The following is a 23,905-nucleotide window of genomic DNA, read 5'->3' as shown; positions in this document are numbered from 1 at the left end:
CACCGCGAACGTCTGGTCGCCGGCCTTCCACTTCGCGGAGGAGGCACCCGTCCAGAACCAGCGGAAGGACACCGCCGTCCCGTCGAAGGACGCCTTCGCGTCGTACGCCTTGAAGTGCAGCGGGGGCAGGCGGAAGCCGCCGGTGGCCGGGCCGCTCGTGGGGCCGGAGGGGCGTACCGGGGAGGAGTTGGTGGGGTCGTCGGCCGCGAACCCGTGGCCGTCGGTGCGCACGGGGGGCATCCGCAGCGTCGACTCGGACGGCGGGGTGTCGTGCTGCGTGCCGAACGGCGGCGTGGACTCGGCCGGGGCGTCGGGCGCCGGCGGGGTGTCGCGCGGGCCGTCGAACCGCGGGGTGTCCGGCACGGGCGGCGCCGCGTCGTGCCGCGGCGGGGGGCCGCCGGCGGGCGGGCGCTCGTCCGAGCCCTTGCGCGGCGCGAACCAGTCGCTGGCCTTCTCGCCGCCGGACCCGGACGCACCGGACGTACCGGATGATCCCGGCGAACCGGACGGGCCGCCCGGCGCGGCGGCCGAAGCCGCGGCGCCCCGGTCCTCGGCCGGCTGCCCCTCCTCGGGGGCGCCGCCCTCGACGGGCGTACGCACGACCACCGGCGGGATCGGCCGCGACCCCGGGATGTTGATCCGGATCCGGGTCGTGAGCGTCGTCTCGGTCCTGGGGCCGTCATCGGCGCCCGGGGCGTCCGCACCGGCCCGCTGCCCGTCCCGCGTGGGGAGGGGCGGGGTCCCGGGCGGGTACGGGGCGTCGCCGCCGGGCGGCGGACTGTCAGTTTCTCGGCTCAAGGCAGGTCTCCTGATCGGCTCCGCCCCCCGTCAGGCATGCGCGGGGAACTCGGCGGCGCGCACAACCTTACTGGGCGGCGCGTCCGCGGATGTCCGGAGCGGTTGAACGTATCGGCCGGCGGTGGGCCCGAAGGGGCCCAAACGCCCACGTCAGCGGGCGAGTTTGACCCCGTCGGGAGTGTGCGGCGGCACCGGCGGAACGGTGGTGCAGATCACAGCGGCGAAGATACCGCCGAGCAGAAAGAGATACGACCCGCCCCCCGCCCCCAGCAGATAGTCGCCCTCCGGCCGGGTCGAGAGCAGCAGCAGCACCGCCAGCATCCACCCCCCGGCCGGCGCGAACCCGCCGCCGCGGGTGCCCGTCAGCCGCACCCCGCCCAGACACAGCGCGCCGATCGCGAGCACGGCCAGCACCAGCCCGCCGGGAAACCAGGCCGCCTGCATCAGCGTCCCGCCCGCCCCGGCCAGCACCCCCAGCACGACCAGTCCCGCCATACCGAGCAGCCGCGGCGCCGTCACGCCGCCACCCCCGCGAAGAGATCCGACTCCAGCTCACCGGCCGGGGCGCCGGAGGCACCGCGCACCAGGCGGTAGTACTCGGTGCCCAGCAGCGGCTGCCCGAGGTCGTTGGAGAGGGCGAAGAAGGGGCCGTCCACGGCGATCTGGGTGGCGTGCGCCTTCATCGCCGCCGCCTTGGCCGCCGTATACGGGCCGCCGTCGATCCGCGCCGTGACCAGCGCGTCGTCGATCACGCCGGGCACGTCGTCCGGCGACGCGATCCCGGGGAAGAGGCCGTCCGCCGCGCGCAGCCGGTCGAAGCCGGCGTCGAGGACGGAGCGCGGGACGCAGTTCCAGTACACCTTCGCCACCGCACACGGCTCGTCCGCGGTGAGCTCCACCGCCCGCATGGCCACCCGGTGCGCCTGGATGTGGTCGGGGTGCCCGTAGCCGCCGTTCTCGTCGTACGTGACGAGCACCTGCGGCCGTACCTCGCGGATCACGTCCGCCAGCAGCCCGGCCGCCTCGTCCACGTCGGCCCCCCAGAAGGCGCGCGGGGCGTCGTTCTGCGGCAGGCCCATCATCCCCGAGTCCCGGTAGCGCCCGGGGCCGCCGAGGAAGCGGTGGTCGGTGACGCCGAGCTCGGCCATCGCCGCCGCCAGCTCACCGATCCGGTACTCGCCGAGCCGGTCCTCCCGGTCCGGCGCCAGATGCGCCAGCCCGGGCGGGATGACCTCGCCCTCCTCGCCGAGCGTGCAGGTCACGAGCGTGACGAGGGCACCCTCGGCGGCGTACCGGGCCATGGTGGCGCCGTTGTTGATCGACTCGTCGTCGGGATGCGCGTGGACCAGCAGCATCCTGCGGTCGGGCAGCGGTGCACTCATGCCGCCAGATTACGGCCTGGGGCCCGGCGGCAGGGACGTGACCGGTGGGTCAGAAGTCGATGTCACTGATCATCTTCGTCACCCCCGACACGGTCTCCTGCACCGTGGGCGCGAGCGAGGAGCCCGCGATGTAGAAGCCCAGCAGCATGCAGACGACGGCGTGACCGGCGTTGAGGCCGGACTTCCTGATGAGCAAGACGACGACGATCCCCAACAGCAGCACAAGCGAGATCGACAGCGCCACGTGGCTCACCTCCCAGACCGACGACAACCCAGAGCTTGCATACCCACAGAGCGCTACGCATCTTAACTAACCGTGCTCGCGCAAAATCAGGCGCACAGGGGCATGGGAGGGGGCGCAGACCCAACAGGCGGCAGTAGATTACCAGTTGGGGGGAGCCGAACCGGATTCCCGCCAACCGGTCAGCGGCTGGGCCATCGGGTCCTCGGGGGCCCGTCCGGCCAGTGCCCACAGCGCGGCGAACCCCGCCAGCAGCAGGACCAGGGCGGTGATCACGCTCAGCGCCCGGTCGGTGGGCAGCGCCCCGAAGTCCTCGAAGACCTTCGCCCGCAGCTGCCGGGCGGTGTCCGCGCCGCCCAGGCCGAGCACCAGGGCGCTCGCCGTCATCCCCATCGGCCGCGACAGCGGCGCCCGCAGCAGCGCGCCCACGGCGGCGGTCAGGCACAGCCCCACCGTGAACCACTTCCCGTACGCCGGCGGCGGCTGGAGCAGCGAGCCGAGGGTGCCCTCGCCGGTGAGCTGGTGCCAGTACGCCGACCAGCCCGTGTCCACCGCGTCGTACACGGTCCAGCCGCCGATCCCGACGGCCGCCACCCACAGGAAGAACGAGGCGACGAACGCCGCCGCGTCCCCCGGCGCCGGCGGCGGGCGCTCCTCCGGGGACAGCAGCCCGTAGCCGGTGTCCGCGTCGGCGGGGCGGCGGGCGGCCGCCACGGAGATCAGCAGCACCGTGGCGAGGGTGGCGGCGGCGCCGGCGCTCAGCAGTGCCTGGTTGCGCAGCTCGCTGTCCAGCCCGCCCGGCGCCCGCAGCCAGTCCTCGTTGAGTGCCCAGAGCCCGGGGACGCGCAGTGCCACCGTGACGACGGCGGCGCAGCCCAGGATGCCCGCGGCGGCGGAGGAGCGGATCGCGGTCGCGGCGGCCACCGCGTACACGACGACCAGCACCGGGTCGTACAGGGAGCTGACCAGGACCCCGTCCGGCCGGTCGGCCGGCAGGCCGGTCCAGGACCACCACAGATCGGGCAGGGATCCGGTGACGGTGAGGTCCCGCCCGATCCAGACCAGCGAGAGCAGGGCGAGCAGCGCGCAGGCGAAACTGCCGAACCAGCGCGCGCCGCGCCCGAGTATGTGTCCGTCAACCATGTGTGCGCCGGCCCCCGGTGCCGTCGTGAAGAGGAGCGGCTCGTGCGTCGTCGCCCCCGGAGCGACGACGCGAGGGGAACCACCGCAGACGACAGCGGAACCAGGAGACGCATCCGGCCACCAGGTCTACACCTGTACAGGGCATGCCACAAGGTCCGGGAGCTCCGGCCGGGGCGTCCTGGAACGCCCCGGCCGGACTACGGCACCCGCACGGCCGTACGTTCCTCAGGGTGGCGCGTTCGTATATCGGAGATGCGACAGCCAAGTTGCCTGAATGTTAACGCGCTTGATCAGGAGATGTCCGGAATGCCGGACGGCTCGGCTCCGTGTCAAGCACGTATGGACCTCAATCTGCAAAACTTCCGCTCAAGAAGCATTTCACCCCTGCAACTTCCCCGGCCACCCCCTTGACTGGGGGATGAATCGATTGCGAAAGTCCGGACATCCCAAGGCACACTCCCATGCCACGGGTTCACCACGAACTGAGCCGGGGGCACAGATCCAATGACAAGTCCATCCCAGGCTGCCGTGGTCGGAGAGGATGCCGGCCTCGTAGCCGAAGCTCCGATGCCGGCCGGCGCGGATGCGAAGAAGCTCGAGGGCCGCTCGCCCGGCCAGCTCATGTGGATCCGCTTCAAGCGGGACCGTACGGGCGTCATCTCCGGATGCGTCGTCCTGTTCTTCTTCCTGATCGCCGCACTGGCTCCGGTGATCTCGAAGCTGTACGGCAAGGACCCGTACACGCTCTACGCGCGTAAGGACTTCGACCTCCTCGACGACTACGGCCTGCCCAGCGGGCCGAACGGCGGCATCTCGGGCGACTTCTGGTTCGGTGTCGAGCCGGGGCTGGGCCGTGACGTGTTCACGCAGCTGCTTTACGGGATGCGCACGACGCTCTACATGGCTCTCCTGATCACCATCGTCACGGTCGTGACCGGCGTGATCATCGGCCTCATCGGCGGTTACGCCGGTGGGCGAACCGACTACTGGCTGGGCCGCATCACCGACTTCTTCATGTCCTTCCCGAGCCAGCTGTTCATGATCGCGGTCACGCCGGTCGTGGTGTCGCTCTTCGTCGGCAGGAACGAGGAGGTGCCGACGTACATCCGGGCCTTCTCCATCATCGCGGTGCTCTGGTTCCTCGGCTGGATGGGTATGTCCCGGCTGATCCGCGGCGTCACGCTGAGCCTGCGCGAGCGGGAGTACGTCGAGGCCGCCCGGGTCGCGGGCGCCTCCCGGTGGCGGATCCTGCGCAAGGAGCTGCTGCCCAACGTCGTCACACCGATTCTGGTGCAGGGCACGTACCTGCTGCCCGGCACGATGCTGTCGGTGGCCTTCCTCTCCTACGTGGGCGTCGGCTTCACCGAACCCACCCCGGACTGGGGGCGGATGTTCGCCAAGGCCGGACACATCTACGAGAACGCACCCACCTACATGTTCTTCCCGGGTGTGGCGATGGTGATCTTCGTGGTCGCCTTCAACCTCTTCGGTGACTCGGTGCGCGACGCCTTCGACCCCAAATCAGGGCGTTGATCGCCCGCTTGTACAGGGGGGCTGCCACCCCGCCCCCGGGCGACCGGTACGTCAGGCAGCGCAGTTGTCAAACAATCGACAGGCAGGTGGATTCGACGTCATGAACCCGATTCGCTCGAGAACCACGCGTGCGATAGCGGTGGCCTTCGTGGCCGGCTCGCTCGCGCTCACTGGTTGCAGTGAGGGCAGCAAAGACAAGAAGGACGACAAGACCGTCGGGCAGGAGAACGCCAAGGAGCAGCAGGAAGCGCTGACCTTCGCCACCGCCGAGGAGTCGACGGGCCCGGCGGAGCCGGTGAAGGGCGCCCAGCAGGGCGGCACCCTCACCGTCTACTCGCAGGACGACGTCTCCCACCTGGACCCGGGCCAGATCTACGTCTCCGACGCCGGTCTGCTCTCCACGATCCTGCACCGCGGTCTGACCGCGAACCGCGTCAACAACGACGGTACGAAGCAGGTCGCGGGTGACCTCGCCACCGACACCGGTCTCACCGAGGACGGCGGCAAGACCTGGAAGTACACGCTGAAGGACGGCATCACCGACGAGGACGGTGACCCGATCACCTCCAAGGACGTCCGCCACACCTTCGAGCGTCAGTTCGCCCCGTTCATCACGGACGGCCCGTCGTACATCCAGCAGTGGCTGGCCGGCTCCGGCACGGACTACCGCAAGGCGCTGCCGGACGGCCCGTTCAAGGGCAAGCACCTCCCGGACACCATCCTGGAGACGCCGGACGACAAGACGGTCATCTTCCACCTGCAGTCGGCCCAGCCGGACTTCCCGCAGGCGCTGGCCATGGCCGGCTACGCCATCGTGCCCGAGAAGAAGGACACGAAGGAGAAGTACGACAAGGCCCCCAAGGCCCTCGGTCCGTACAAGATCGGCGAGTACAAGCCGGGCAAGTCGCTGACCCTGGTCAAGAACGACAAGTGGGACCCGGCGACCGACTCGGTCCGCCGGCAGATGGTCGACAAGTTCTACATCGAGTTCAACCACGACCCGGGCGACATCGACAAGCACATCATGTCGGACCGTGGCGTGGACCAGGCCGCGATCGCCTTCACCGGTGGCATCGACACGTCCAACGTGCCCACGGTCACCAAGGACAAGGCCATGATGGCCCGCACGATCCAGGGCTACCAGCCCTACGTGTGGCAGCTGAACATGAACATGGACCGCATCAAGGACAAGAAGGTCCGTGACGCGATCACCTACGCCATCCCGAACGGCGAGCTCGTCCGTATCGACGGTGGTTCCTACGGTGGTGAGATCGCCGGTGGTCTGCTCGCCCCGACCCTGCCGGGCTTCGAGGCGAAGTACGACCCGTTCAACAAGCTGAAGAAGCCCACCGGTGACATCGAGAAGGCGAAGCAGCTCCTGAAGGAGGCCGGCAAGGTCGGCATGGAGCTGAAGTACGCCTACGCGAACACGCCGATCCGCCAGGAGCAGGCCGTCGTCATCGAGAACGCGCTGACCGAGGCCGGCTTCAAGGTCTCGAAGCAGGAGAAGGACCAGGCCACCTGGTACGAGCAGATGGGCAAGATCAAGAACGGTCTTGACCTCTACATGACCGGTTGGGGTCAGGACTGGGCCTCCCCGGGCACCGTCATCCCGCCGTCGTACGACGGCACGCAGATCCAGGACGGTGCGTCGAACTACTCGCACATCAACGACCCGAAGGTCAACTCCGAGATCAAGCGGATCTCCGCGATCACGGACCCGGCCAAGGCGTCGGACGAGTGGAACAAGCTGCACCACTACATCGTGGAGCAGGTCAACCCGGCGGTCCCGCTGTACTTCACCAAGCAGTTCATGATCCAGGGCTCGAAGGTCGGCGGTGCCGAGTACAACTCGTTCACCAGCTACTACGACTGGAACAAGCTGTACGTGAAGAAGTAAAGCTCGGCTAATTGTCCCCGGGGGCGCACACACGGCGGAGCGTGTGCCCCCGGGGACGCCCCAGCTCTCGTACCACCTTCTTGTCCACGCCGCCGTCCTGAGAGCAGCGAACCTTCATGCTTCAATTCCTCCTTCGCCGGACGATCGGCGCCCTCGTGATCCTGCTGTTGATCAGCGCGGTCACGTTCGTCATCTTCTTCCAGCTGCCCGGTGACCCGGCGTACCTCTCGTGCGGGAAGAACTGCGGCCCGGCGCAGATCGATCTGATCCACCGCAACCTCGGTCTCGACGAGTCGATTCCCGTGCAGTACTGGGAATTCATGAAGGGCATCTTCGTCGGCCGTACCTTCGAGATCGGCCAGTGCGACGCCCCGTGCCTCGGAGTCTCCTTCCACAGCCGTGAGATGGTCTGGGACACGATCGTCGACCGGTTCCCCACCACGCTGTCCCTCACTGTCGGCGGTTTCGTCGTCTTCCTGGTGGTCGGCCTCGGCACCGGCATGATCGCCGCCTGGAAGAAGGGCACCCTGATCGACAAGGGCTTCAGCTCCCTGTCGCTGGTGCTCAGCTCCTTCCAGATCTACTTCCTCGGTCCCATTGTCATGGGCCTCGTGGTGTGGAACCACGGCTGGCTCGACGCGCCGAAGTACTTCCCCATCACCGACGGCGTCGGCAAGTGGTTCTTGGGCCTGCTCATCCCCTGGCTCGTGATGTCCACGATCTTCACCGCGCAGTACACCCGTCTGATGCGGTCGACCATGATCGAGCAGCTTCAGGAGGAGCACGTGCGCACGGCCCGGGCGAAGGGCATGTCGCGCGTCTATGTCTTCTTCCGCTACGCCACTCGCGGCGCCATGATCCCGATCGTCACGATCCTCGGCATGGACCTGAGCGGCCTGCTGGGAGGAGCGATCGTGACCGAGCTGACCTTCAGCCTCGCCGGAATCGGCCGGCTGGCGGTCGAGTCGGTGACCAACATCGACCTCCCGCTCACCATGGGCGTCATGCTCGTGGGCGCGACCTTCATTCTGCTGCTCAACGTGGTCGTCGACGCCGCGTATGCCTACATCGACCCGCGCGTGCGCCTCGGCTAGGAGAGATCTCGTGACCACACTCACCAAGACCGAGGGAGTCCCGGCACAGTCCGACGGCGGCGACCCCTTCCTCTCGGTCCGCGACCTGCGGGTGCACTTCTCCACCGAGGACGGGCTCGTCAAGGCGGTCGACGGCCTCAGCTTCGACCTGGAGAAGGGCCGTACGCTCGGCATCGTCGGCGAGTCCGGCTCCGGCAAGTCGGTGACGAACCTGTCGATCCTGGGTCTGCACAACCCGGAGTTCGCGAACATCACCGGCCAGATCACCCTGGACGGCCAGGAGCTCATCGGCGCCCGCGAGAAGACGCTGGAGCGGCTCCGCGGCAACAAGATGGCGATGATCTTCCAGGACCCGCTGACGGCGCTCTCGCCGTTCTACACGGTGGGCCGGCAGATCGCCGAGCCGTACATGAAGCACACCGGCGCCTCCAAGAAGGAGGCCAGGGCCCGGGCCATCGAGATGCTCGACAAGGTCGGCATCCCGCAGCCCAAGACCCGCGTCGACGACTACCCGCACCAGTTCTCCGGCGGTATGCGCCAGCGCGCCATGATCGCCATGGCGCTGGTCTGCAACCCCGAGCTGATCATCGCGGACGAGCCGACCACCGCGCTCGACGTGACGGTGCAGGCGCAGATCCTCGACCTGCTGAAGGACCTGCAGCAGGAGTTCGGCTCCGCGATCATCTTCATCACCCACGACCTCGGCGTCATCGCCGACATGGCCGACGACATCATGGTGATGTACGGCGGCCGGGCGGTGGAGCGCGGCACGCGCAACGAGGTGCTGCACGCCCCCCGGCACCCCTACAGCTGGGGTCTGCTGAGCTCGATGCCGCGGCTGACGAGCGACGTCAACGAGAAGCTCAGCCCCATCCCCGGCACCCCGCCGAGCCTGCTCAACCCGCCCACGGGCTGCCCGTTCCACCCCCGGTGCGGCTTCACCGACGAGGTTCCCGACGGCCGGTGCGCGAGCGAGCGCCCGGAGCTGGAGCCGGGCCGCGCCGCGGCATGCCACCTCACGGCGGACCAGAAGCAGACGTTTTTCATCGAGCAGATCAAGCCCCGGCTGGTCTAGGGAGTACGAGACATGAGTGAGAACCTCACCCTGGAGAAGTCGGAGCCGGCCGAGACGGTGCCCACCGGAGAGAAGCTGCTCGAGGTCAGCGGGCTGACCAAGCACTTCCCGATCTACGGCGGTTTCCCGATCAAGCGCCGGGTCGGCGCCGTGCAGGCGGTCGACGGCGTCGATCTGACCGTGCACGCCGGTGAGAGCTTCGGCCTCGTCGGCGAGTCCGGCTGCGGCAAGTCCACCACCGGACGGCTGATCACCAAGCTGCTCGAGCCCACCGCCGGGCGGATCTCGTACCGTGGACAGGACATCACGCACGCCAGCCGCAAGCAGCTGGAGCCGATCCGGTCCGAGATCCAGATGATCTTCCAGGACCCGTACTCGTCGCTGAACCCGCGGCAGACGGTCGGCACGATCATCAAGAGCCCGATGGAGATCAACGGCATCAACCCGGCCGGCGGCCGCGAGGCCCGGGTCCGGGAGCTGCTGGAGATCGTCGGCCTCAACCCCGAGCACTACAACCGCTTCCCGCACGAGTTCTCCGGCGGCCAGCGCCAGCGCATCGGGGTGGCGCGGGCGCTCGCCCTGGAGCCGAAGCTGATCGTCGCGGACGAGCCGGTCTCGGCGCTGGACGTGTCGATCCAGGCGCAGGTCGTCAACCTGCTCCAGGACGTGCAGAGGGAACTGGGCATCGCGTTCCTGTTCATCGCGCACGACCTGGCGATCGTCCGGCACTTCTCGAGCCGCGTCGCGGTGATGTACCTCGGGAAGGTCGTCGAGGTCGGCGACCGGGACGAGATCTACAACCGGCCGCGTCACCCGTACACGCACGCGCTGCTGTCCGCGGTGCCGGAGGCGGACCTGACGGAGGAGCAGGACCTCAGCCGCGAGCGCATCCGGCTCGCCGGTGACGTGCCCTCGCCGATCAACCCGCCGTCGGGCTGCCGGTTCCGCACCCGGTGCTGGAAGGCGCAGGACGTGTGCGCCTCGCAGGAGCCGCCGCTGGTGCAGATCAGCGGGAACCGCAGCGGTCATCTGACCGCCTGCCACTTCCCGGAGGACCCGACCACCGAGGCCCGCGAGGAGGACATCGTCCTCGACAAGGCGCTCATCGCGCTGGAGGAGGACCTGGCGGTCCCGGCTCCGGCGGAGTCGCCCGAGGACGCGAAGGCCGAGGTCTCGAAGGAGGCCGCGGCGGAGACCGAGGTCGAGGTCACCAAGACGGTCGAGGCCGAGGCCACCGAGGAGGCTGCCGAAGCCGCCGAGGACACCGCGGACGAGGCCGAGACCGCCGAAGCTGAGGCCGCCGAGGCCGACGCCGAGGACACCGCCGACGCGGAGGTCACCGAGGACGCCACTGACGCCCGTTGACCCGAGCTCAGTGACGAGAGACCCGCGCCCACACCCTGGCATCACCGGGCGCGGGTCTCGCCATGTCCACCGTGCCCGGTACGGGCGTCAGTTGAGCCGGGACCGCGCCGCCCGCGCCTGATCGCGGATGATGCCCGCCGCCCCCGGGTCCACCGCCCCGACGATCTCCGCGTACTCGTCCATCTCCCCCGCCCCGGTGACGAAGTCACCCCGGTCGACCAGCAGCTGCGCGTGCTCGAGGCGCAGCCGGGCGGGATGCGCCGGCAGCAGCAGCGACAGCTCCACCGCCCACAGCTGTACGTCGGAGCGCTCGGGCCGGGAGGCCGCCCACGCCCGGATGTTGTTCAGCACCCGCAGCACGATGTCCAGCGGCCCCGCCGGCGTCAGCATCGACGGCGTCAGCGGCTGCCCCGTCGCCCCCACGACCAGCGTCTCCGTGTCCTGCGGCGTCAGCGGCCGCCCCCCGTCGAACGGGTCGGCGAGCACCGGCCCGCCCGGCGCCCCCGGATCGCCGAACCCGACCACGAAGTGCCCCGGCAGCGCCACCCCGTACACCTGCGCACCGGCCCGCCGGGCGACCTCGATCCACACCACCGACAGCAGGATGGGCAGCCCCCGGCGGCGCCGCAGCACCTCGTGCAGCAGCGACGACTCCAGCTTCCGGTAGTCGCCGGGCGTGCCGTGGAAGCCGAGCCGCCCGCCCAGCAGGTCCGCCGTGGCGTGGGCCCAGCCGTGCGGGTCGCCCGGGGCGAAGGGCAGCAGTCCCGCCAGCCGGTCGAGCTCGATCTGCGCCTCGTCGATGCCGCGTTCACCGAACCCCGGATCGGCCTCGGTGCCCAGCAGCAGGCACAGCAGGGCCAGGTCGGGGCGGTCCTCACGGGCGGCCTCGGCGAAGGCGCGGCGCGGATCGAATGTCACGGGTGCCCTGTTCTGTAGGAGGGTCAGCCCTGCGGGCTCAGGCGGTAGTGGTAACTGTGATGGGTGGAGAAGCCCATACCCGCGTACATCGCACGGGCTCCCTCATTGTCCGATTCCACCTGGAGATACGCCGCCGAGGCCCCCTCGTCCAGAGCCCGCGCCGCCAGCGCCGCCATCACCCGCGTGGCCAGCCCCCGCCGCCGCTGCTCCGGCGCCGTCTCGACGGCCGCGAACCCGGCCCACCGCCCGTCCACCACGCACCGCCCGATCGCCGCCGGCCGCCCGGGCGAGGCGCCCGGCACCGTCGCGAACCACACCGACGGCCCCCCGTGCAGCACCCGCTCCGCGTCCGCGCTCACCGCTCCCGCCCGGTGGTACAGCCCGTACCATCCGTCGTCCGCCCGCCGGGCCAGCGCCACGCCGTCCCCGGGACGGTCCGCCACCGGCGCCAGCGCGGCGATCTGCACGTCCGTGTGCGCCTGCGCCGTCCACCCCCGGGCGTCCAGCGCCGCCACGAGCTCCTCCTCGGCCCCCGGCGCCCCCGTGGGCGTCTGTACGTACACCGGCAGCCCCCTGGCCCCGTACCACGCCTGCGCGCGCGCCAGCGCCTCGTCCAGCGGCATCCCGGGCTCCCCCTCGACGAGCACGGAGTTCGCCCGCCGGGTGAAGCCCCCCGACGCCCGCAGCGTCCACCCGCCGAGCGCGGCGGTCTCGGTCGCCGGCCAGCCGCGTGCCGCCACCCGGGTGAGCTCGCGGACGCTCGCGGCGGGTCCGCGGCGGCGGGCCGGGGCGGACGGCACCACCTTGGCCGCGACCACCGATTCCTCGTCGACCCGGACGATCTCGCCGTTCCGCCTGGTGAGACCGAGGACCCCAGCGTCCCAGGATGTGAGCACCCCGATCGCGTCGGTGAATCTCTCCCCGGAGACACCCGATCCCGTCAGCCGTCGTACCGATACGCGTTTCCCCACGTCAGCCGGGGTGATACGGATTTCGAGCCGGCCTCCAGTGGTGAATTCCACAGTGTTCCCCGCCCCTCCTGTTCGTTCCATGCCCTGGAGCGGAGATACTAGACGCGGGCATCGACGACGCCGCGCTCCCGCGCGCCCGCGGCGCAGTCCGTCAAGGGGACGCCGCGCCCTATCGAGGAGGAACAACAGCGTGACCTACGTCATCGCAGAGCCTTGTGTGGACCTCAAGGACAAGGCCTGCATCGAGGAGTGCCCCGTCGACTGCATCTACGAGGGCCAGCGGTCCTTGTACATCCACCCGGACGAATGCGTCGACTGCGGTGCCTGCGAGCCGGTCTGCCCGGTTGAGGCGATTTTCTACGAGGATGACACTCCGGAGGAGTGGAAGGACTACTACAAGGCCAACGTCGAGTTCTTCGACGAGCTCGGCTCGCCCGGCGGCGCTTCCAAGCTCGGCCTGATCGAGCGTGACCACCCGTTCATCGCCGCGCTGCCCCCGCAGGAGCACGCGGAGTGATCCGGCGGTCCCGCCGACCGTAACAACGCCGTCCGGTCCCCGGGCGGGAGCCGCCGCTCCCGCCCGGGGACCGGTCCGTTCCGCACCTCCCGAAAGGAACCCCTCGTGCGCCCTGTGTCGCACCGGCTGCCCGTCTTCCCGTGGGACCGGCTGGAGCCGTACAAGACGGCCGCGGCCGCCCATCCCGACGGCATCGTGGACCTGTCGGTGGGCACGCCCGTCGACCCGGTGCCGGACGTGATCCGCGAGGCCCTGGCCGCGCACTCCGACAGCCCCGGCTATCCCCTCACCTGGGGTACGGCCGCGCTGCGCGAGGCCATCGCCGGCTGGTTCGGCCGCCGGCTCGGGGCCGCGGTGGAGCCGGCCGCGACGCTGCCGCTCATCGGTTCCAAGGAACTCGTCGGCTGGCTGCCCACCCTGCTGGGCCTGGAGCCCGGTGACCAGGTCGCCTACCCGGAGCTGGCCTACCCCACGTACGAGATCGGCGCGCTGGTCGCGCGGACGGAGCCCGTGACGTACCGTGACCCGGTCGCCGACCTCGACCCGGCGCGCGTGAAGCTGCTCTGGCTGAACACCCCGGGCAACCCCACCGGCGCCACGCTGGGCGCCGCGGAGCTGGCGCGGATCGTCGCGTGGGCCCGTACGCACGGCATCGTCGTCGTCTCCGACGAGTGCTACATCGAGCTGGGCTGGGAGACCGAACCGGTGTCCGTGCTGCACCCGTCGGTGTGCGGCGACAGCCACGACGGGCTGCTGTCCGTGCACTCGCTGTCCAAGCGCTCCAACCTCGCGGGCTACCGGGCCGCGTACCTCGCCGGCGATCCGGCGCTGGTCCGGGAGCTGCTGGCGATCCGCAAGCACACCGGGATGATCCTGCCGTACCCGGTGCAGGCGGCGATGGTCGCGGCGCTGGGGGATCAGGCGCATGTGGACGAGCAGCGCGAGCGCTACGGGCGGCGGCGGGCGGCGCTGCGGGAGGCGATCACCGGGGCGGGCTTCACGGTCGAGCACAGTGAGGCGTCGCTCTATCTGTGGGCGACGCGCGGGGAGCCCTGCTGGGAGACGGTGGGGGCGCTGTCGGAGCTCGGGATCCTGGTGGCGCCGGGGGAGTTCTACGGGCCCGCGGGCAAGGACTTCGTACGGTTCGCCTTCACGGCGACGGACGAGCGGGTCGAGCAGGCGGTACGGCGGCTGGCCTGAGGGCATGCGCGGGGCCCGGGAGCGGATGCTCGCCGGGCCCTTCGCACTGCGTTTTTCCGGGGGATGACCCCCGGACCCCCAGCCGGACAAACAGGGGTCGGCCGGGGTGCCCGGCGTAACGTCGCGGGGCAGATCCGGGGTCAGCCGCCCAGCGGGAGGTTCTTCGTCGGCGCGTTCGCCAGGGCGCCCTGGGCGGCGGTGGCCGCGTTGCCGGCCACACCCTGGGCGGCCGGGACGCCGGACTTCGTCGCGGTCTCCACGACGGTGCCGGCGGTCTGGGTGGCGGTCGGCAGAACGGTGTCGCTCGCGACGTCCGTCGCGGTGGCGGCGGTGCCGGTCAGCGCGTCGGCGTCCAGCCCGTTCACGCCCGTGGTGGCGCTCGCGGCACCCGCGGCGCCGAGGACGGAGGCGCCGCCGGCGGCGACGATCAGGGCGGCCCGGGCGATACGGCGCGAGAAGGGGAGAGACATGATGCTCCTTCGGGGGGAAGTGCCAATGCGGTGTTCCGTTGTGTTTCAGGTGCCCGCCGTGCGGACGCTGTGACTACCGCGTGACAGCCGGGAAGGTTTCGGTCGGCCCGGGTAAAGAGTTGGTAATGCGTCGCATAATCGGTTTCCGGAGGAACCCGGGAAAAACGGACGTCCCGTCGATCCCCGTAACAGCCGTACGGCCTGCGGATTCACGCCGATTCGGGGCCCGGGGAGCGGCTGCCGGGAAGGGGCCGGAAGGCGGCCCTGTCGCATGATCGGGTTAACTCCCCAGGGGGACCGGTCGTACTAGTGGACGGTCGCGATCCTGACGTCCGCGGAGGGCTCCGCGGCCTCGCGCCAGCCCTCGCCCGACTCCTCCGCGGACCAGACGCGGTCCCCGAACGCCACCTCGGCGAGCCGGAGTTCGGCCGCGTGCGCCACCGCCCAGTGGGCCAGCTCCCAGCCGCGCCGCGTCGGGTCCTCCCCGGCGACCGGCACCATGACGACGTTCCCCCCGGCCGCCCGCACGCTCCGCCCGCCGCCCCCGCCGTCGGGACGGACGAACAGCTCCTCGCCGAATTCCCTGGCCAGCCGCTCCCGTACGGTCTTCGGGTCGCCCGGCTCCCGCTCGGCGCCCCTGGCCGTGGTGCAGGTCAGCGCGGCCGGGCGGTGGCCCGTGAGCGCCCCGGCGAGCAGCGCGGCCTCCGGCTCGTGCTTCGCGTACGCCTGCGGGTAGCCGCTGCGCTGCACGCGCTGCGCGGCGACGGTCAGCGGGAGGCGGGTGTAGCCGCGGACCTTCGCCAGATGCTCGTAGAACTTCCCGGCGGAGTACACCGGATCGAGGATCTTCTCCTCGCTGCCCCAGCCCTGCGAGGGCCGCTGCTGGAAGAGGCCGAGCGAATCGCGGTCGCCGTGCCGGATGTTGTACAGGTCCGACTCCTGCATCGCCGTGGCCAGCGCGATCGTCACCGCCCGCGGCGGCAGCCCGCGCGCGGAGGCCACCGCGCTGATCGTCGCGGCGTTCGCGGTCTGTTCGGGCTCAAAGTCGCGGGACTCGCCGGTCTCGGCGTCCCGCACGGTGCAGCGCGGCGGGGCGCCGCCGCCGGTGGTCAGATGGATCACCAGATACGCGCCCAGCCCGCAGAGCACCACGAGTGCGAGGAGCACGCGGCTGCTGCGGCGGCGGACGGGGTTCTGCACGCCGCCACCGTAGCCTGGCCCCCCGGCCGGGCGAACGGGCGGGTGCGAAGGTCCCGCCGGGTACTGTCGGGGGCATGGAGCAACCCGTACTGGACCTCAGCCCGGACGCCGCGCTGCTCACCGCGCGGCTGGTCGACATCCCGTCCGTCAGCGGCACCGAGAAGCCCCTCGCGGACGCCGTCGAACACGCCCTGCGCGGTCTGCCGCACCTGAGCGTCGACCGGGACGGCGACGCCGTCGTGGCCCGTACGGACCTGGGCCGCGCGGAGCGCGTCGTGCTCGCGGGACACCTTGACACCGTACCGATCGCGGACAATCTGCCCTCCCGGCTGGACTCGGACGGCATCCTCTGGGGCTGCGGGACCTCCGACATGAAGTCCGGCGTCGCCGTCCAGCTCTGGCTGGCTGCCCAGCTGCCGGCGCCGAACCGCGACCTGACGTTCGTCTTCTACGACAACGAGGAGGTCGCCGCCGAGCACAACGGCCTCAAGCGGCTGGCGGAACGGCACCCCGAGTGGCTGGCCGGCGACTTCGCCGTACTGCTCGAGCCCTCCAGCGGCCAGGTCGAGGGCGGCTGCCAGGGCACCCTGCGGGTCATGCTGCACACCGCCGGCGAGCGCGCCCACTCCGCGCGCAGCTGGATGGGCAGCAACGCCATCCACGCCGCCGCGCCGATCCTGGCCCGGCTCGCGGCGTACGAGGAGCGCACGGTCGTCATCGACGGCCTCGAGTACCGGGAGGGCCTGAACGCCATCCGGATCTCCGGCGGCGTGGCCGGCAACGTCATCCCCGACGCCTGCGTGGTCACGGTCAACTTCCGCTACGCGCCGGACCGCGACGAGGACGAGGCGCTGGCCTTCGTCCGCGAGTACTTCGAGGGCTGCGGCGTCACGCAGCTGTACGTCGACGACTCGTCCCCCGGCGCCCTGCCGGGCCTGTCCCACCCCGCCGCGAAGGCGTTCATCGAGGCGGTCGGGGGCGAGCCGAGGCCCAAGTACGGCTGGACGGACGTCTCCCGCTTCAGCGCCCTGGGCGTCCCCGCGGTGAACTACGGCCCCGGCGACCCGAACTACGCGCACAAGCGCGACGAACACGTGGACACGGCGCTGATCCTGGACTGCGCCGAGCGCCTGCGGGCCTGGCTGTCCGCCTAACCTGGGCCAGAGATCGTACGGAGGGAGACGTCGTATGGGTGAGTCGTCCGAAGCCCCGGACTCCGCGGAGGCCACCGATCCGCTCGAGGTCATAAAGCCCCTGCGGGAGCAGCGCCGCGGGCCGGTCGTCCGGCGGCGCAGCGGGATCCAGCACGGCACGATGGACCAGCATCTGCTGGACAGCCCGCCGCGCTCCGCGGACTACGTGCGCACCGACCCGTGGCGGGTGATGCGGATGCAGGCCGAGTTCGTCGAGGGCTTCGGCACGCTGGCCGAGATCGGTCCCGCGATCGGGGTGTTCGGCTCGGCCCGTACGGCACCGGGCTCGCACTGGTACGAGCGCGGCGTGGAGATCGGCCGGGCGCTCGCCGAGGCGGGCTTCGCGGTGATGACCGGCGGCGGGCCGGGGGCGATGGAGGCCGCCAACAAGGGCGCGCTGCAGGCCGGCGGGCTCTCCGTGGGCCTCGGCATCGAGCTGCCGTTCGAGCACGGGCTCAATCCGTTCGTCGACCTGGGGATCAACTTCCGGTACTTCTTCGTCCGCAAGACCTGCTTCGTGAAGTACGCGGAGGGGTTCGTCGTGCTGCCCGGCGGGGTCGGGACCATGGACGAGCTGTTCGAGGCGCTGACCCTCGTCCAGACCGGCAAGATCACCCGGTTCCCGATCGTGCTGTTCGGCACCGACTACTGGCGCGGGCTGATCGGCTGGCTGCGGGAGACCGTGATCGCGCACGGCGCGGCGTCCGAGTCGGACCTGGAGCTGTTCCACCTCACCGACGACGTGGACGAGGCGGTGCGGCTGGTGTCGAAGATGGCGGCCCAGGGCGACCGGGAGACGCCCGGGCGCCCCGTGCCGTGACGGATCCTCAGGCCAGGCCCCGGCGGGCGACCGCCGGCGGCCGGTGGCCCGCGATGGACGCCACCATGTCCAGCACCTGACGGGTCTCCGCCACCTCGTGCACCCGGTACACCCGGGCGCCGAGCCAGGCGGAGACCGCCGTGGTGGCGAGGGTGCCCAGCACCCGCTCCTTGACCGGGCGGTCCAGTGTCTCGCCGACGAAGTCCTTGTTGGACAGCGACACCAGCACCGGCCAGCCGGTGTCCGTCATCTCCGTGAGCCGGCGGGTGGCCTCCAGGGAGTGCCGGGTGTTCTTGCCGAAGTCGTGCCCCGGGTCGATGAGGATGCCCTCGCGCGGCACGCCCAGCTCCACCGCCCGCTCCGCCAGACCCACGGTGACCCGCAGGATGTCGGCCATCACGTCCTCGTACGCGATCCGGTGCGGCCGCGTCCGGGGCTGCACCCCGCCGGCGTGCGTGCACACCAGCCCCGCGCCGTAGCGGGCCGCGACCTCCGCCAGTTTGGGGTCGACGCCGCCCCAGGCGTCGTTCAGCAGGTCCGCGCCGGCCTCGCAGGCGGCGGCGCCGACCTGATGGCGCCAGGTGTCGACGCTGATCACCACGTCGGGATGACGCCGCCGTACCTCGGCGACGAACGGCACGACCCGCCGCGCCTCCTCCCCGGGCCCGACCTCGTCCCCGGGCCCGGCCTTCACCCCGCCGACGTCGATGATCGCGGCCCCGTCGGCGACGGCCTGCTCCACGCGCTCGAGGGCGGGCTCGTCCCGGAAGGTGGCGCCCTGGTCGTAGAAGGAGTCGGGCGTCCTGTTGACGATGGCCATGATGACCGGCTCGTGGACGCCGAACTCCCGCTTACCCAGTCGCAGCAACGCGCTCACTCCCTAACCCAGAGATCCCTCAAGGACCATACTGCGCCCGCCCGGGGGACAACCCCCGAACCCCCGGCCGGACACGCAGGTCAGCGGGGGTGACCGCGACGAGGCGGATCCGTCCGCAACGCCCCGGGGGGATGCCTCCGCGTCGGCCACGGTGCCCCCGGGGACCGGCAACGGGCGGCTGCGGGCGGGAACATTCCCGCGCCGAAGGCGCGGGGGCCGACGCGCACGGCGCAACCGACACACCCCCACCGCGCCGGGGGCGCAACCGCACTGGAACCGCGACGCCCGCCCCGCATAGGCTGACGCCCCGAGCCCCCGACCCTCGGAGAGCCCCCCGTGTTCTGGTTCCTGCTCATCGCCATGGTGGCCGTGGTCGCCGCCGTGACCCTGGTCCTCCTGAGCGGAGGCGAAGCCCTCACCGACCCCGAACCCGAACTCCTCGCCGACCCCCTCCCGCACGACCGCCCCCTGGCCCGTGCGGACGTCGACCACCTCCGCCTCCCCCTGGCCCTGCGCGGCTACCGCATGGCCGAGGTCGACGACGCCCTCGACCGGCTGGCCGCCGAGCTCGCGGAGCGCGACGCGCGGATCGCCGAGCTGGAGGCCGCCCTGGCCGGTGTCCGCGCCGAGGCCGCCCTGGCCCCCGACGCCGCGGAGACCCCCGAGGACCCCCGGTGACCGGCGGCGCGATCACCGGCGAGGACGGGAAGGCCCGCTGCCCCTGGGGCCTGTCGGCGCCCGAGTACGTCGCGTACCACGACACGGAGTGGGGCCGCCCGGTCCACGGCGACGACGCGCTCTTCGAACGCCTGTGCCTGGAGGCGTTCCAGTCCGGCCTGTCCTGGCTGACGATCCTGCGCAAGCGCCCCGCGTTCCGCACCGCCTTCGCCGGCTTCGCCATCGGCAAGGTGGCCGCGTTCGACGAGAACGACGAGGCGAGGTTGCTGGCCGACGAGGGCATCGTCCGCAACCGCCTCAAGATCGCCGCGACCCTCGCCAACGCGAAGACGCTCGCGCACTGGGGCCCCGGCGAGCTCGACGAGCTGATCTGGTCGTACGCGCCGGACGCCGCCGCGGCGCCCCGCACCCTGGCGGACGTCCCGGCGGTGACCGACGAGTCGAAGGCCCTCGCCAAGGAGCTCAAACGGCGGGGCGTCCGCTTCGTCGGCCCGACGACGGCGTACGCGCTGATGCAGGCCTGCGGCCTGGTGAACGACCACCTGGCGGACTGCTGCGCCCGCTAGCGGGACCTCAGCGCCCCAAGAACCGCGGCGGCTGCTTGGCGACGAAGGCCTCCACCGCGATCCGGTGGTCCGCCGACGAGCCCGCGCGGGCCTGCAGCTCCTCCTCCTTCGCGAGGGTGTCCGCCAGCCCGTGGCCGGCGCCGTACGCGAGGGACTCCTTGATCGCCGCGTAGGCGGCCGTCGGCCCCGCCGCCAGCCGCTCCGCGACCGCCCGGGCCTCCTTCGCGAGCTCCGCCGCCGGCACCACGGCGTTGGCGATCCCGAGCTCACGTGCCTCGTCGGCGGTGATCGACCGGGGGAAGAGCAGCAGGTCGGCGGCGCGGGACGGGCCGATCAGCCGGGGGAGTGTCCAGGAGACGCCGGAGTCGGCGGTCAGCGCCACCCCGGCGAAGGACGTGTTGAACGAGGCGGTGTCGGCGACCACCCGGTAGTCGGCCGCGAACGCGAACCCCGCGCCCGCCCCGGCGGCGACGCCGTTCACCCCGGCGACCACGGGCTTGGGCATGGTGGCCAGCGCCGTCACGATGGGGTTGTAGTGGTCACGTACCGTGTTCATGACCTGCGACGGCCCGTCCGAGGCCGCGTCCGCCGTGAGCAGCCCGATGTGCTCCTTGAGGTCCTGGCCCACGCAGAACGCCCGGCCCGTCGCCGTCAGCAGCACCGCCCGTACCGCGGCGTCCGCCGCCGCCTCCCGCAGCCGGTCGCGCAGGGCCACCTTGGTGGCGATGTTCAGCGCGTTCATCGCCTCCGGGCGGTTCAGCGCGATGGTCGCCAGACCCTCGGTCACGTCGTACAGGACAGGTTCGGTGGCGGCCTCGGCCATCTCGGCACCCCTTCGTCGCGGCATACGGTCCGGGCCGGCACGCCCGGTCTTCCGTCAGGATGACGGAGAACGGGGGAGTACATCCGGCGGCCGGGTGTGATCTGCGCGATATCTTTCCCGGCCGGGTTCGGACCGGGAAGGGGGCAGTATCGCAGTCCGGTCGCCGAATTGAGTGGTTTTGCGAATGCGCGTTGCGCAGTCGATGCGAACCGATGTTGGTCATCGGGACCAGGGATGCGGGATAATGGCCGAGAACAATTGTGTTCGACAAGCTGGTTTCAGGAAGGGGAACGAGCATGGCGGCCATGAAGCCGCGGACGGGTGATGGCCCGCTCGAGGTGACCAAGGAGGGGCGGGGCATCGTCATGCGCGTTCCGCTCGAAGGCGGCGGGCGGCTCGTCGTCGAGCTGACTCCCGATGAGGCGAACGCCCTCGGCGACGCCCTCAAGGACGTCGTCGGCTGACGAAGCCGACGTCACCATACACAGCTGCCCCGGCCAGCCCTACGGCCGGGGCGGTGTCATTTCCGTACGTCCGCCCGTCCCTCGCGGCGGGCGGATGTACGGTTCAGCGCTTGACCGCGCACAGCAGACCGTCACCCACGGGGAGCAGCGCGGGCAGCAGCGCCGGGCTCTCCTTGACGGCCCGCAGCAGCTCCCGCAGCTTCAGCACCTCGCCCCGGTGCACCGCCGGATCGACCGTCCGGCCCTCGGCGAAAACCCCGGCGAAACAGACGAGACCACCCGAACGCAGCAGGCGCAACGATTCAGCAAAAACCTCTACGGATTCCCACGGATCACCGTCCGCGAACACCAGGTCGTAACCGCCGTCCGCCAGCCTCGGCAGTACGTCCAGCGCCCGGCCCGCGATGAGCCGCGCCCGGTTCGGGGCGAACCCCGCCGCCTGAAACGCCTGCCGGGCGAACTGCTGCAGCTCGGGCTCCGGGTCGACCGTGGTGAGCACCCCGTCCGGCCGCATCCCCTGGAGCAGGTGGACGCCCGAGACCCCGGTGCCGGTGCCGATCTCCACCACGGACTTCGCGTCCGCCGTCGCCGCCAGCAGCCGCAGCGCGGCGCAGGTGCCGTCCGAGGCCGGTGTGACGCCCGCCTCACGGGCCCGCTGACGGGCCCAGAGCACGCTCGACGCCACCGCGGCGCGGTCGAGCCCGGCGTGCTGGGCGTGCTGAGACGTACGGGCCGTCCCCGCCGCGCCGTACGCCTCGGCGAACGACCAGTTCGCCTGCCGGTTGCCGGTAATGGCCCCTCCCGCTCCGCTCCTGCCGTCCCCGTGGGCCGCGCCCCGGGTAACGCCTGGCGTGACTGTATCCGTTGGCGCCGGGAACCCGCCGTGCGGTCCGTGCGTTAAGCGGGAGGTAAGTGCGTGCGAGTGCGAGAGCCCCGGTTCTTGAACCGGGCTTAACACCGCAAAAGCCGGAGCGGATGAGCTTATCCGGAGCTAACGGGTGAGGTGGTTATGGTAGGGGGCCTACTGGACATCACCAGAGCCGACAGGGGAGGTGCGGCGTGCCGGACGACCGGTGAGCGCGGCGTACTGCCGCGACTGTTCCACCGGCCTTCGGGCAAGCCGAAATCCGTGACCGACACCGCTGACAACACCCGCGCCGCCGACCCCGTGACCGCGCCCACCACCGCGACCTTCACGGTGGACGACCCGGCCGGGGCTGCGGGCTGGACTCCGCCCTCGTGGGAGGAGATCGTCAGCACCCACAGCGGACGGGTCTACCGCCTCGCCTACCGGCTCACGGGCAACCAGCACGACGCCGAGGACCTCACCCAGGAGGTCTTCGTCCGCGTCTTCCGCTCCCTGTCGACGTACACGCCGGGCACCTTCGAGGGCTGGCTGCACCGCATCACGACGAACCTCTTCCTGGACCAGGTCCGGCGCAAGCAGCGCATCCGCTTCGACGCCCTGGGCGACGACGCGGCGGAGCGGCTGCCCAGCCGCGAGCCCACGCCGCACCAGCACTTCAACGACACCCACTTCGACGCCGACGTCCAGCAGGCGCTGGACACCCTGGCGCCGGAGTTCCGGGCCGCGGTCGTGCTGTGTGACATCGAGGGACTGTCGTACGAGGAGATCGCGGCGACCCTCGGGGTGAAGCTGGGCACCGTGCGCAGCCGGATCCACCGCGGCCGCTCGCATCTGCGCAAGGCCCTCAAGCATCGGTCGCCCCAGGCCCGGGCCGAGCGCTCACTTACCGCCGTTACCCCGTCCGCAGGCGAGGAGGGCAGGATCGCGTGAGCGTGGAGGGCGGGCCCTCGCCCGCCGAGCAGCATCTGGGAGACAGACTCGCCGCCCTGGTGGACGGCGAGCTCAGCCATGACCACCGGGACCGGGTGCTGGCGCATCTGGTGACGTGCTGCCGGTGCAAGGCCGAGGCCGACGCGCAGCGGCAGCTGAAGTCCGCCCTGTCGGTGGCGCCGCCACCGCCGTCGGACGGACTGCTGGCCCGGCTGCAGGGGCTGCCGGGGCTGGACGACGAGCTTTTGGACCGCGGTCCCTTCGGGGGCGGCGGCGGTTTCCCGGTGGCGGAGCCGCCGGCTTCGGGGACCGGTTTCCGGATCCACGAGATACCGCGCGGGAGCGGTGGCCGCGGCCGCCGGCTGGCGTTCGCCGCGGTCGGCGGCGCGGCGTTCGCGGCCTTCGCCCTGGGCGGCGCGGTGATCGGGTCTCCGTCCCCTTCCCCGGTCGGCGACCCCGGCCCCTCGGCAGGGGAGGAGCGCTACGTGGCCCCGGCCTCGGCTCGCCTCGGCTCCGCCTCGCAGCTCATGTATCCCTCGACGGCGACGTTCCGGCCCACGGGGGTTCTGGCCCCGGATCCGTCGCCGGGGCCGCGGCGGACGGCGCTGAACTGAGGCGTGGTTTTTCGCCTCCGGCGGGAGTGGGGGTCGGGGGGCGTCGCGCCGTCCCTGTGCCTGCGGGGCGGGCGGGTTGCCCTCCTGCGGCTGCCCGTTTCGGGGTGGCGTTGTTGCCGTAGCCGGCGGGGGGTTGGTGTCGTGGTTGGCGTGGTACTGGGCGAGGTAGACGCCCTGCACCTGGGTGAGGGTCTTGTGCTGCTCGGCCTGCTGGGCGGGCGCCATCGGCAGTATCACGGCGATGGACACGAAGGTCCGCTCGTCG

At 71.4% G+C, this 23,905-nt stretch carries 25 protein-coding genes and 1 pseudogene; 14 read left to right on the top strand and 12 right to left on the bottom strand.

Annotation, left to right across the window (positions count from 1 at the left end; genetic code table 11):
* The 5 genes from SRB5_RS36920 to SRB5_RS34355 form a co-directional block, all read right to left on the bottom strand.
* Nucleotides 1–798: DUF4429 domain-containing protein (locus tag SRB5_RS36920; RefSeq protein WP_228390666.1), on the bottom strand; the 798-nt coding region annotated here is incomplete at its 3' end.
* 150 nt (nucleotides 799–948) lie between these two features.
* Nucleotides 949–1,317, bottom strand: coding sequence for a DUF6113 family protein (locus SRB5_RS34370; RefSeq protein WP_407704028.1), 369 nt, complete (start codon nucleotides 1,315–1,317; stop codon nucleotides 949–951).
* A complete protein-coding gene (mshB, locus tag SRB5_RS34365) occupies nucleotides 1,314–2,180 on the bottom strand; it encodes an N-acetyl-1-D-myo-inositol-2-amino-2-deoxy-alpha-D-glucopyranoside deacetylase (protein WP_153457557.1) in 867 nt (288 codons plus the stop codon). The genes SRB5_RS34370 and mshB overlap by 4 nt, the downstream gene beginning before the upstream one ends.
* Before the next feature lie 49 nt (nucleotides 2,181–2,229).
* On the bottom strand, nucleotides 2,230–2,424 hold the full coding sequence (locus SRB5_RS34360) for a hypothetical protein (RefSeq protein ID WP_323378969.1): 195 nt from the start codon (nucleotides 2,422–2,424) through the stop codon (nucleotides 2,230–2,232).
* A 138-nt stretch (nucleotides 2,425–2,562) separates the two neighbouring features.
* Complete coding sequence (locus SRB5_RS34355) at nucleotides 2,563–3,564, bottom strand: hypothetical protein (protein ID WP_153457553.1); 1,002 nt, start codon at nucleotides 3,562–3,564, stop codon at nucleotides 2,563–2,565.
* 504 nt (nucleotides 3,565–4,068) lie between these two features.
* Here SRB5_RS34355 and SRB5_RS34350 point away from each other — a divergent pair.
* The 5 genes and pseudogenes from SRB5_RS34350 to SRB5_RS34330 all read left to right on the top strand — a co-directional run.
* Entirely contained in the window at nucleotides 4,069–5,097 is a 1,029-nt protein-coding gene (locus tag SRB5_RS34350) for an ABC transporter permease (protein ID WP_153457551.1), read from the top strand.
* A 100-nt stretch (nucleotides 5,098–5,197) separates the two neighbouring features.
* On the top strand, nucleotides 5,198–6,997 hold the full coding sequence (locus SRB5_RS34345) for an ABC transporter substrate-binding protein (protein ID WP_153457549.1): 1,800 nt from the start codon (nucleotides 5,198–5,200) through the stop codon (nucleotides 6,995–6,997).
* 116 nt (nucleotides 6,998–7,113) lie between these two features.
* Nucleotides 7,114–8,091 carry an ABC transporter permease gene (locus SRB5_RS34340; protein ID WP_153457547.1) on the top strand — a complete coding sequence of 326 codons (978 nt, stop codon included), beginning with the start codon at nucleotides 7,114–7,116 and terminating at the stop codon, nucleotides 8,089–8,091.
* 10 nt (nucleotides 8,092–8,101) lie between these two features.
* Nucleotides 8,102–9,166, top strand: a complete 1,065-nt coding sequence (locus tag SRB5_RS34335; RefSeq protein WP_323378967.1) for an ABC transporter ATP-binding protein — start codon at nucleotides 8,102–8,104, stop codon at nucleotides 9,164–9,166.
* A gap of 12 nt (nucleotides 9,167–9,178) precedes the next feature.
* Nucleotides 9,179–10,324 (top strand): annotated as a pseudogene (locus SRB5_RS34330) (ABC transporter ATP-binding protein); the annotation flags it as partial.
* Nucleotides 10,325–10,618: 294 nt separating this feature from the next.
* Here the strand turns inward: SRB5_RS34330 and SRB5_RS34325 are convergent.
* Both SRB5_RS34325 and SRB5_RS34320 read right to left on the bottom strand, forming a co-directional pair.
* The gene (locus SRB5_RS34325) at nucleotides 10,619–11,449 is read right to left on the bottom strand and encodes a transglutaminase-like domain-containing protein (RefSeq protein WP_323378966.1); all 831 of its coding nucleotides are present in this window, start codon (nucleotides 11,447–11,449) and stop codon (nucleotides 10,619–10,621) included.
* Nucleotides 11,450–11,472: 23 nt separating this feature from the next.
* The gene (locus tag SRB5_RS34320) at nucleotides 11,473–12,471 is read right to left on the bottom strand and encodes a GNAT family N-acetyltransferase (protein WP_456114922.1); all 999 of its coding nucleotides are present in this window, start codon (nucleotides 12,469–12,471) and stop codon (nucleotides 11,473–11,475) included.
* A gap of 139 nt (nucleotides 12,472–12,610) precedes the next feature.
* Between SRB5_RS34320 and fdxA the strand changes: the two genes are divergently transcribed.
* Nucleotides 12,611–12,937, top strand: a complete 327-nt coding sequence (gene fdxA / locus SRB5_RS34315) for a ferredoxin (protein WP_323378964.1) — start codon at nucleotides 12,611–12,613, stop codon at nucleotides 12,935–12,937.
* A 105-nt stretch (nucleotides 12,938–13,042) separates the two neighbouring features.
* Nucleotides 13,043–14,137, top strand: coding sequence for a succinyldiaminopimelate transaminase (gene dapC, locus SRB5_RS34310; RefSeq protein WP_323378963.1), 1,095 nt, complete (start codon nucleotides 13,043–13,045; stop codon nucleotides 14,135–14,137).
* Between the two features lie 140 nt (nucleotides 14,138–14,277).
* Here the strand turns inward: dapC and SRB5_RS36915 are convergent, their stop codons facing one another.
* Both SRB5_RS36915 and SRB5_RS34300 read right to left on the bottom strand, forming a co-directional pair.
* Nucleotides 14,278–14,607 (bottom strand): ATP-binding protein, encoded by a 330-nt coding sequence (locus SRB5_RS36915; protein WP_228390664.1) that lies wholly within the window; start codon nucleotides 14,605–14,607, stop codon nucleotides 14,278–14,280.
* 306 nt (nucleotides 14,608–14,913) lie between these two features.
* On the bottom strand, nucleotides 14,914–15,807 hold the full coding sequence (locus SRB5_RS34300; protein ID WP_323378962.1) for a heavy metal transporter: 894 nt from the start codon (nucleotides 15,805–15,807) through the stop codon (nucleotides 14,914–14,916).
* A gap of 74 nt (nucleotides 15,808–15,881) precedes the next feature.
* On the opposite strand from SRB5_RS34300, the gene dapE reads away from it, so the two are divergent.
* Nucleotides 15,882–16,961: a succinyl-diaminopimelate desuccinylase gene (gene dapE, locus SRB5_RS34295; RefSeq protein ID WP_153457537.1), complete on the top strand. Its 1,080-nt coding sequence runs from the start codon at nucleotides 15,882–15,884 to the stop codon at nucleotides 16,959–16,961.
* A 34-nt stretch (nucleotides 16,962–16,995) separates the two neighbouring features.
* Entirely contained in the window at nucleotides 16,996–17,820 is an 825-nt protein-coding gene (locus tag SRB5_RS34290) for a TIGR00730 family Rossman fold protein (RefSeq protein ID WP_153457535.1), read from the top strand.
* A gap of 7 nt (nucleotides 17,821–17,827) precedes the next feature.
* On the opposite strand, the gene folP is transcribed toward SRB5_RS34290, so the two are convergent.
* Nucleotides 17,828–18,640, bottom strand: coding sequence for a dihydropteroate synthase (gene folP, locus SRB5_RS34285; protein ID WP_194293116.1), 813 nt, complete (start codon nucleotides 18,638–18,640; stop codon nucleotides 17,828–17,830).
* A gap of 393 nt (nucleotides 18,641–19,033) precedes the next feature.
* Between folP and SRB5_RS34280 the strand changes: the two genes are divergently transcribed.
* Nucleotides 19,034–19,375 (top strand): DivIVA domain-containing protein, encoded by a 342-nt coding sequence (locus SRB5_RS34280; RefSeq protein WP_323378960.1) that lies wholly within the window; start codon nucleotides 19,034–19,036, stop codon nucleotides 19,373–19,375.
* A complete protein-coding gene (locus tag SRB5_RS34275) occupies nucleotides 19,372–19,941 on the top strand; it encodes a DNA-3-methyladenine glycosylase I (RefSeq protein WP_323378959.1) in 570 nt (189 codons plus the stop codon). Before SRB5_RS34280 ends, SRB5_RS34275 begins: the two co-directional genes overlap by 4 nt.
* 7 nt (nucleotides 19,942–19,948) lie before the next feature.
* Here SRB5_RS34275 and chcB read toward each other — a convergent pair whose 3' ends face one another.
* The gene (gene chcB / locus SRB5_RS34270; protein ID WP_153457531.1) at nucleotides 19,949–20,764 is read right to left on the bottom strand and encodes a 2-cyclohexenylcarbonyl CoA isomerase; all 816 of its coding nucleotides are present in this window, start codon (nucleotides 20,762–20,764) and stop codon (nucleotides 19,949–19,951) included.
* A 296-nt stretch (nucleotides 20,765–21,060) separates the two neighbouring features.
* On the opposite strand from chcB, the gene SRB5_RS34265 reads away from it, so the two are divergent.
* Complete coding sequence (locus SRB5_RS34265; RefSeq protein WP_153457529.1) at nucleotides 21,061–21,228, top strand: DUF3117 domain-containing protein; 168 nt, start codon at nucleotides 21,061–21,063, stop codon at nucleotides 21,226–21,228.
* 103 nt (nucleotides 21,229–21,331) lie between these two features.
* Here SRB5_RS34265 and SRB5_RS34260 read toward each other — a convergent pair whose 3' ends face one another.
* Nucleotides 21,332–21,913 (bottom strand): O-methyltransferase, encoded by a 582-nt coding sequence (locus SRB5_RS34260; protein ID WP_323378958.1) that lies wholly within the window; start codon nucleotides 21,911–21,913, stop codon nucleotides 21,332–21,334.
* Nucleotides 21,914–22,237: 324 nt separating this feature from the next.
* Here SRB5_RS34260 and sigE point away from each other — a divergent pair, with 324 nt between their 5' ends.
* Both sigE and SRB5_RS36910 read left to right on the top strand, forming a co-directional pair.
* Complete coding sequence (gene sigE, locus SRB5_RS34255) at nucleotides 22,238–23,026, top strand: RNA polymerase sigma factor SigE (protein WP_153457527.1); 789 nt, start codon at nucleotides 22,238–22,240, stop codon at nucleotides 23,024–23,026.
* Nucleotides 23,023–23,640, top strand: a complete 618-nt coding sequence (locus tag SRB5_RS36910) for an anti-sigma factor family protein (protein ID WP_194293115.1) — start codon at nucleotides 23,023–23,025, stop codon at nucleotides 23,638–23,640. Before sigE ends, SRB5_RS36910 begins: the two co-directional genes overlap by 4 nt.
* Nucleotides 23,641–23,905: the final 265 nt, after the last annotated feature.

This window comes from Streptomyces smaragdinus (genome assembly GCF_009604385.1).
Taxonomy (GTDB): domain Bacteria; phylum Actinomycetota; class Actinomycetes; order Streptomycetales; family Streptomycetaceae; genus Streptomyces; species Streptomyces smaragdinus.
The sequence above is the reverse complement of the archived record's forward strand: the minus strand, read 5'-3'. Positions and strand labels throughout refer to the sequence as shown.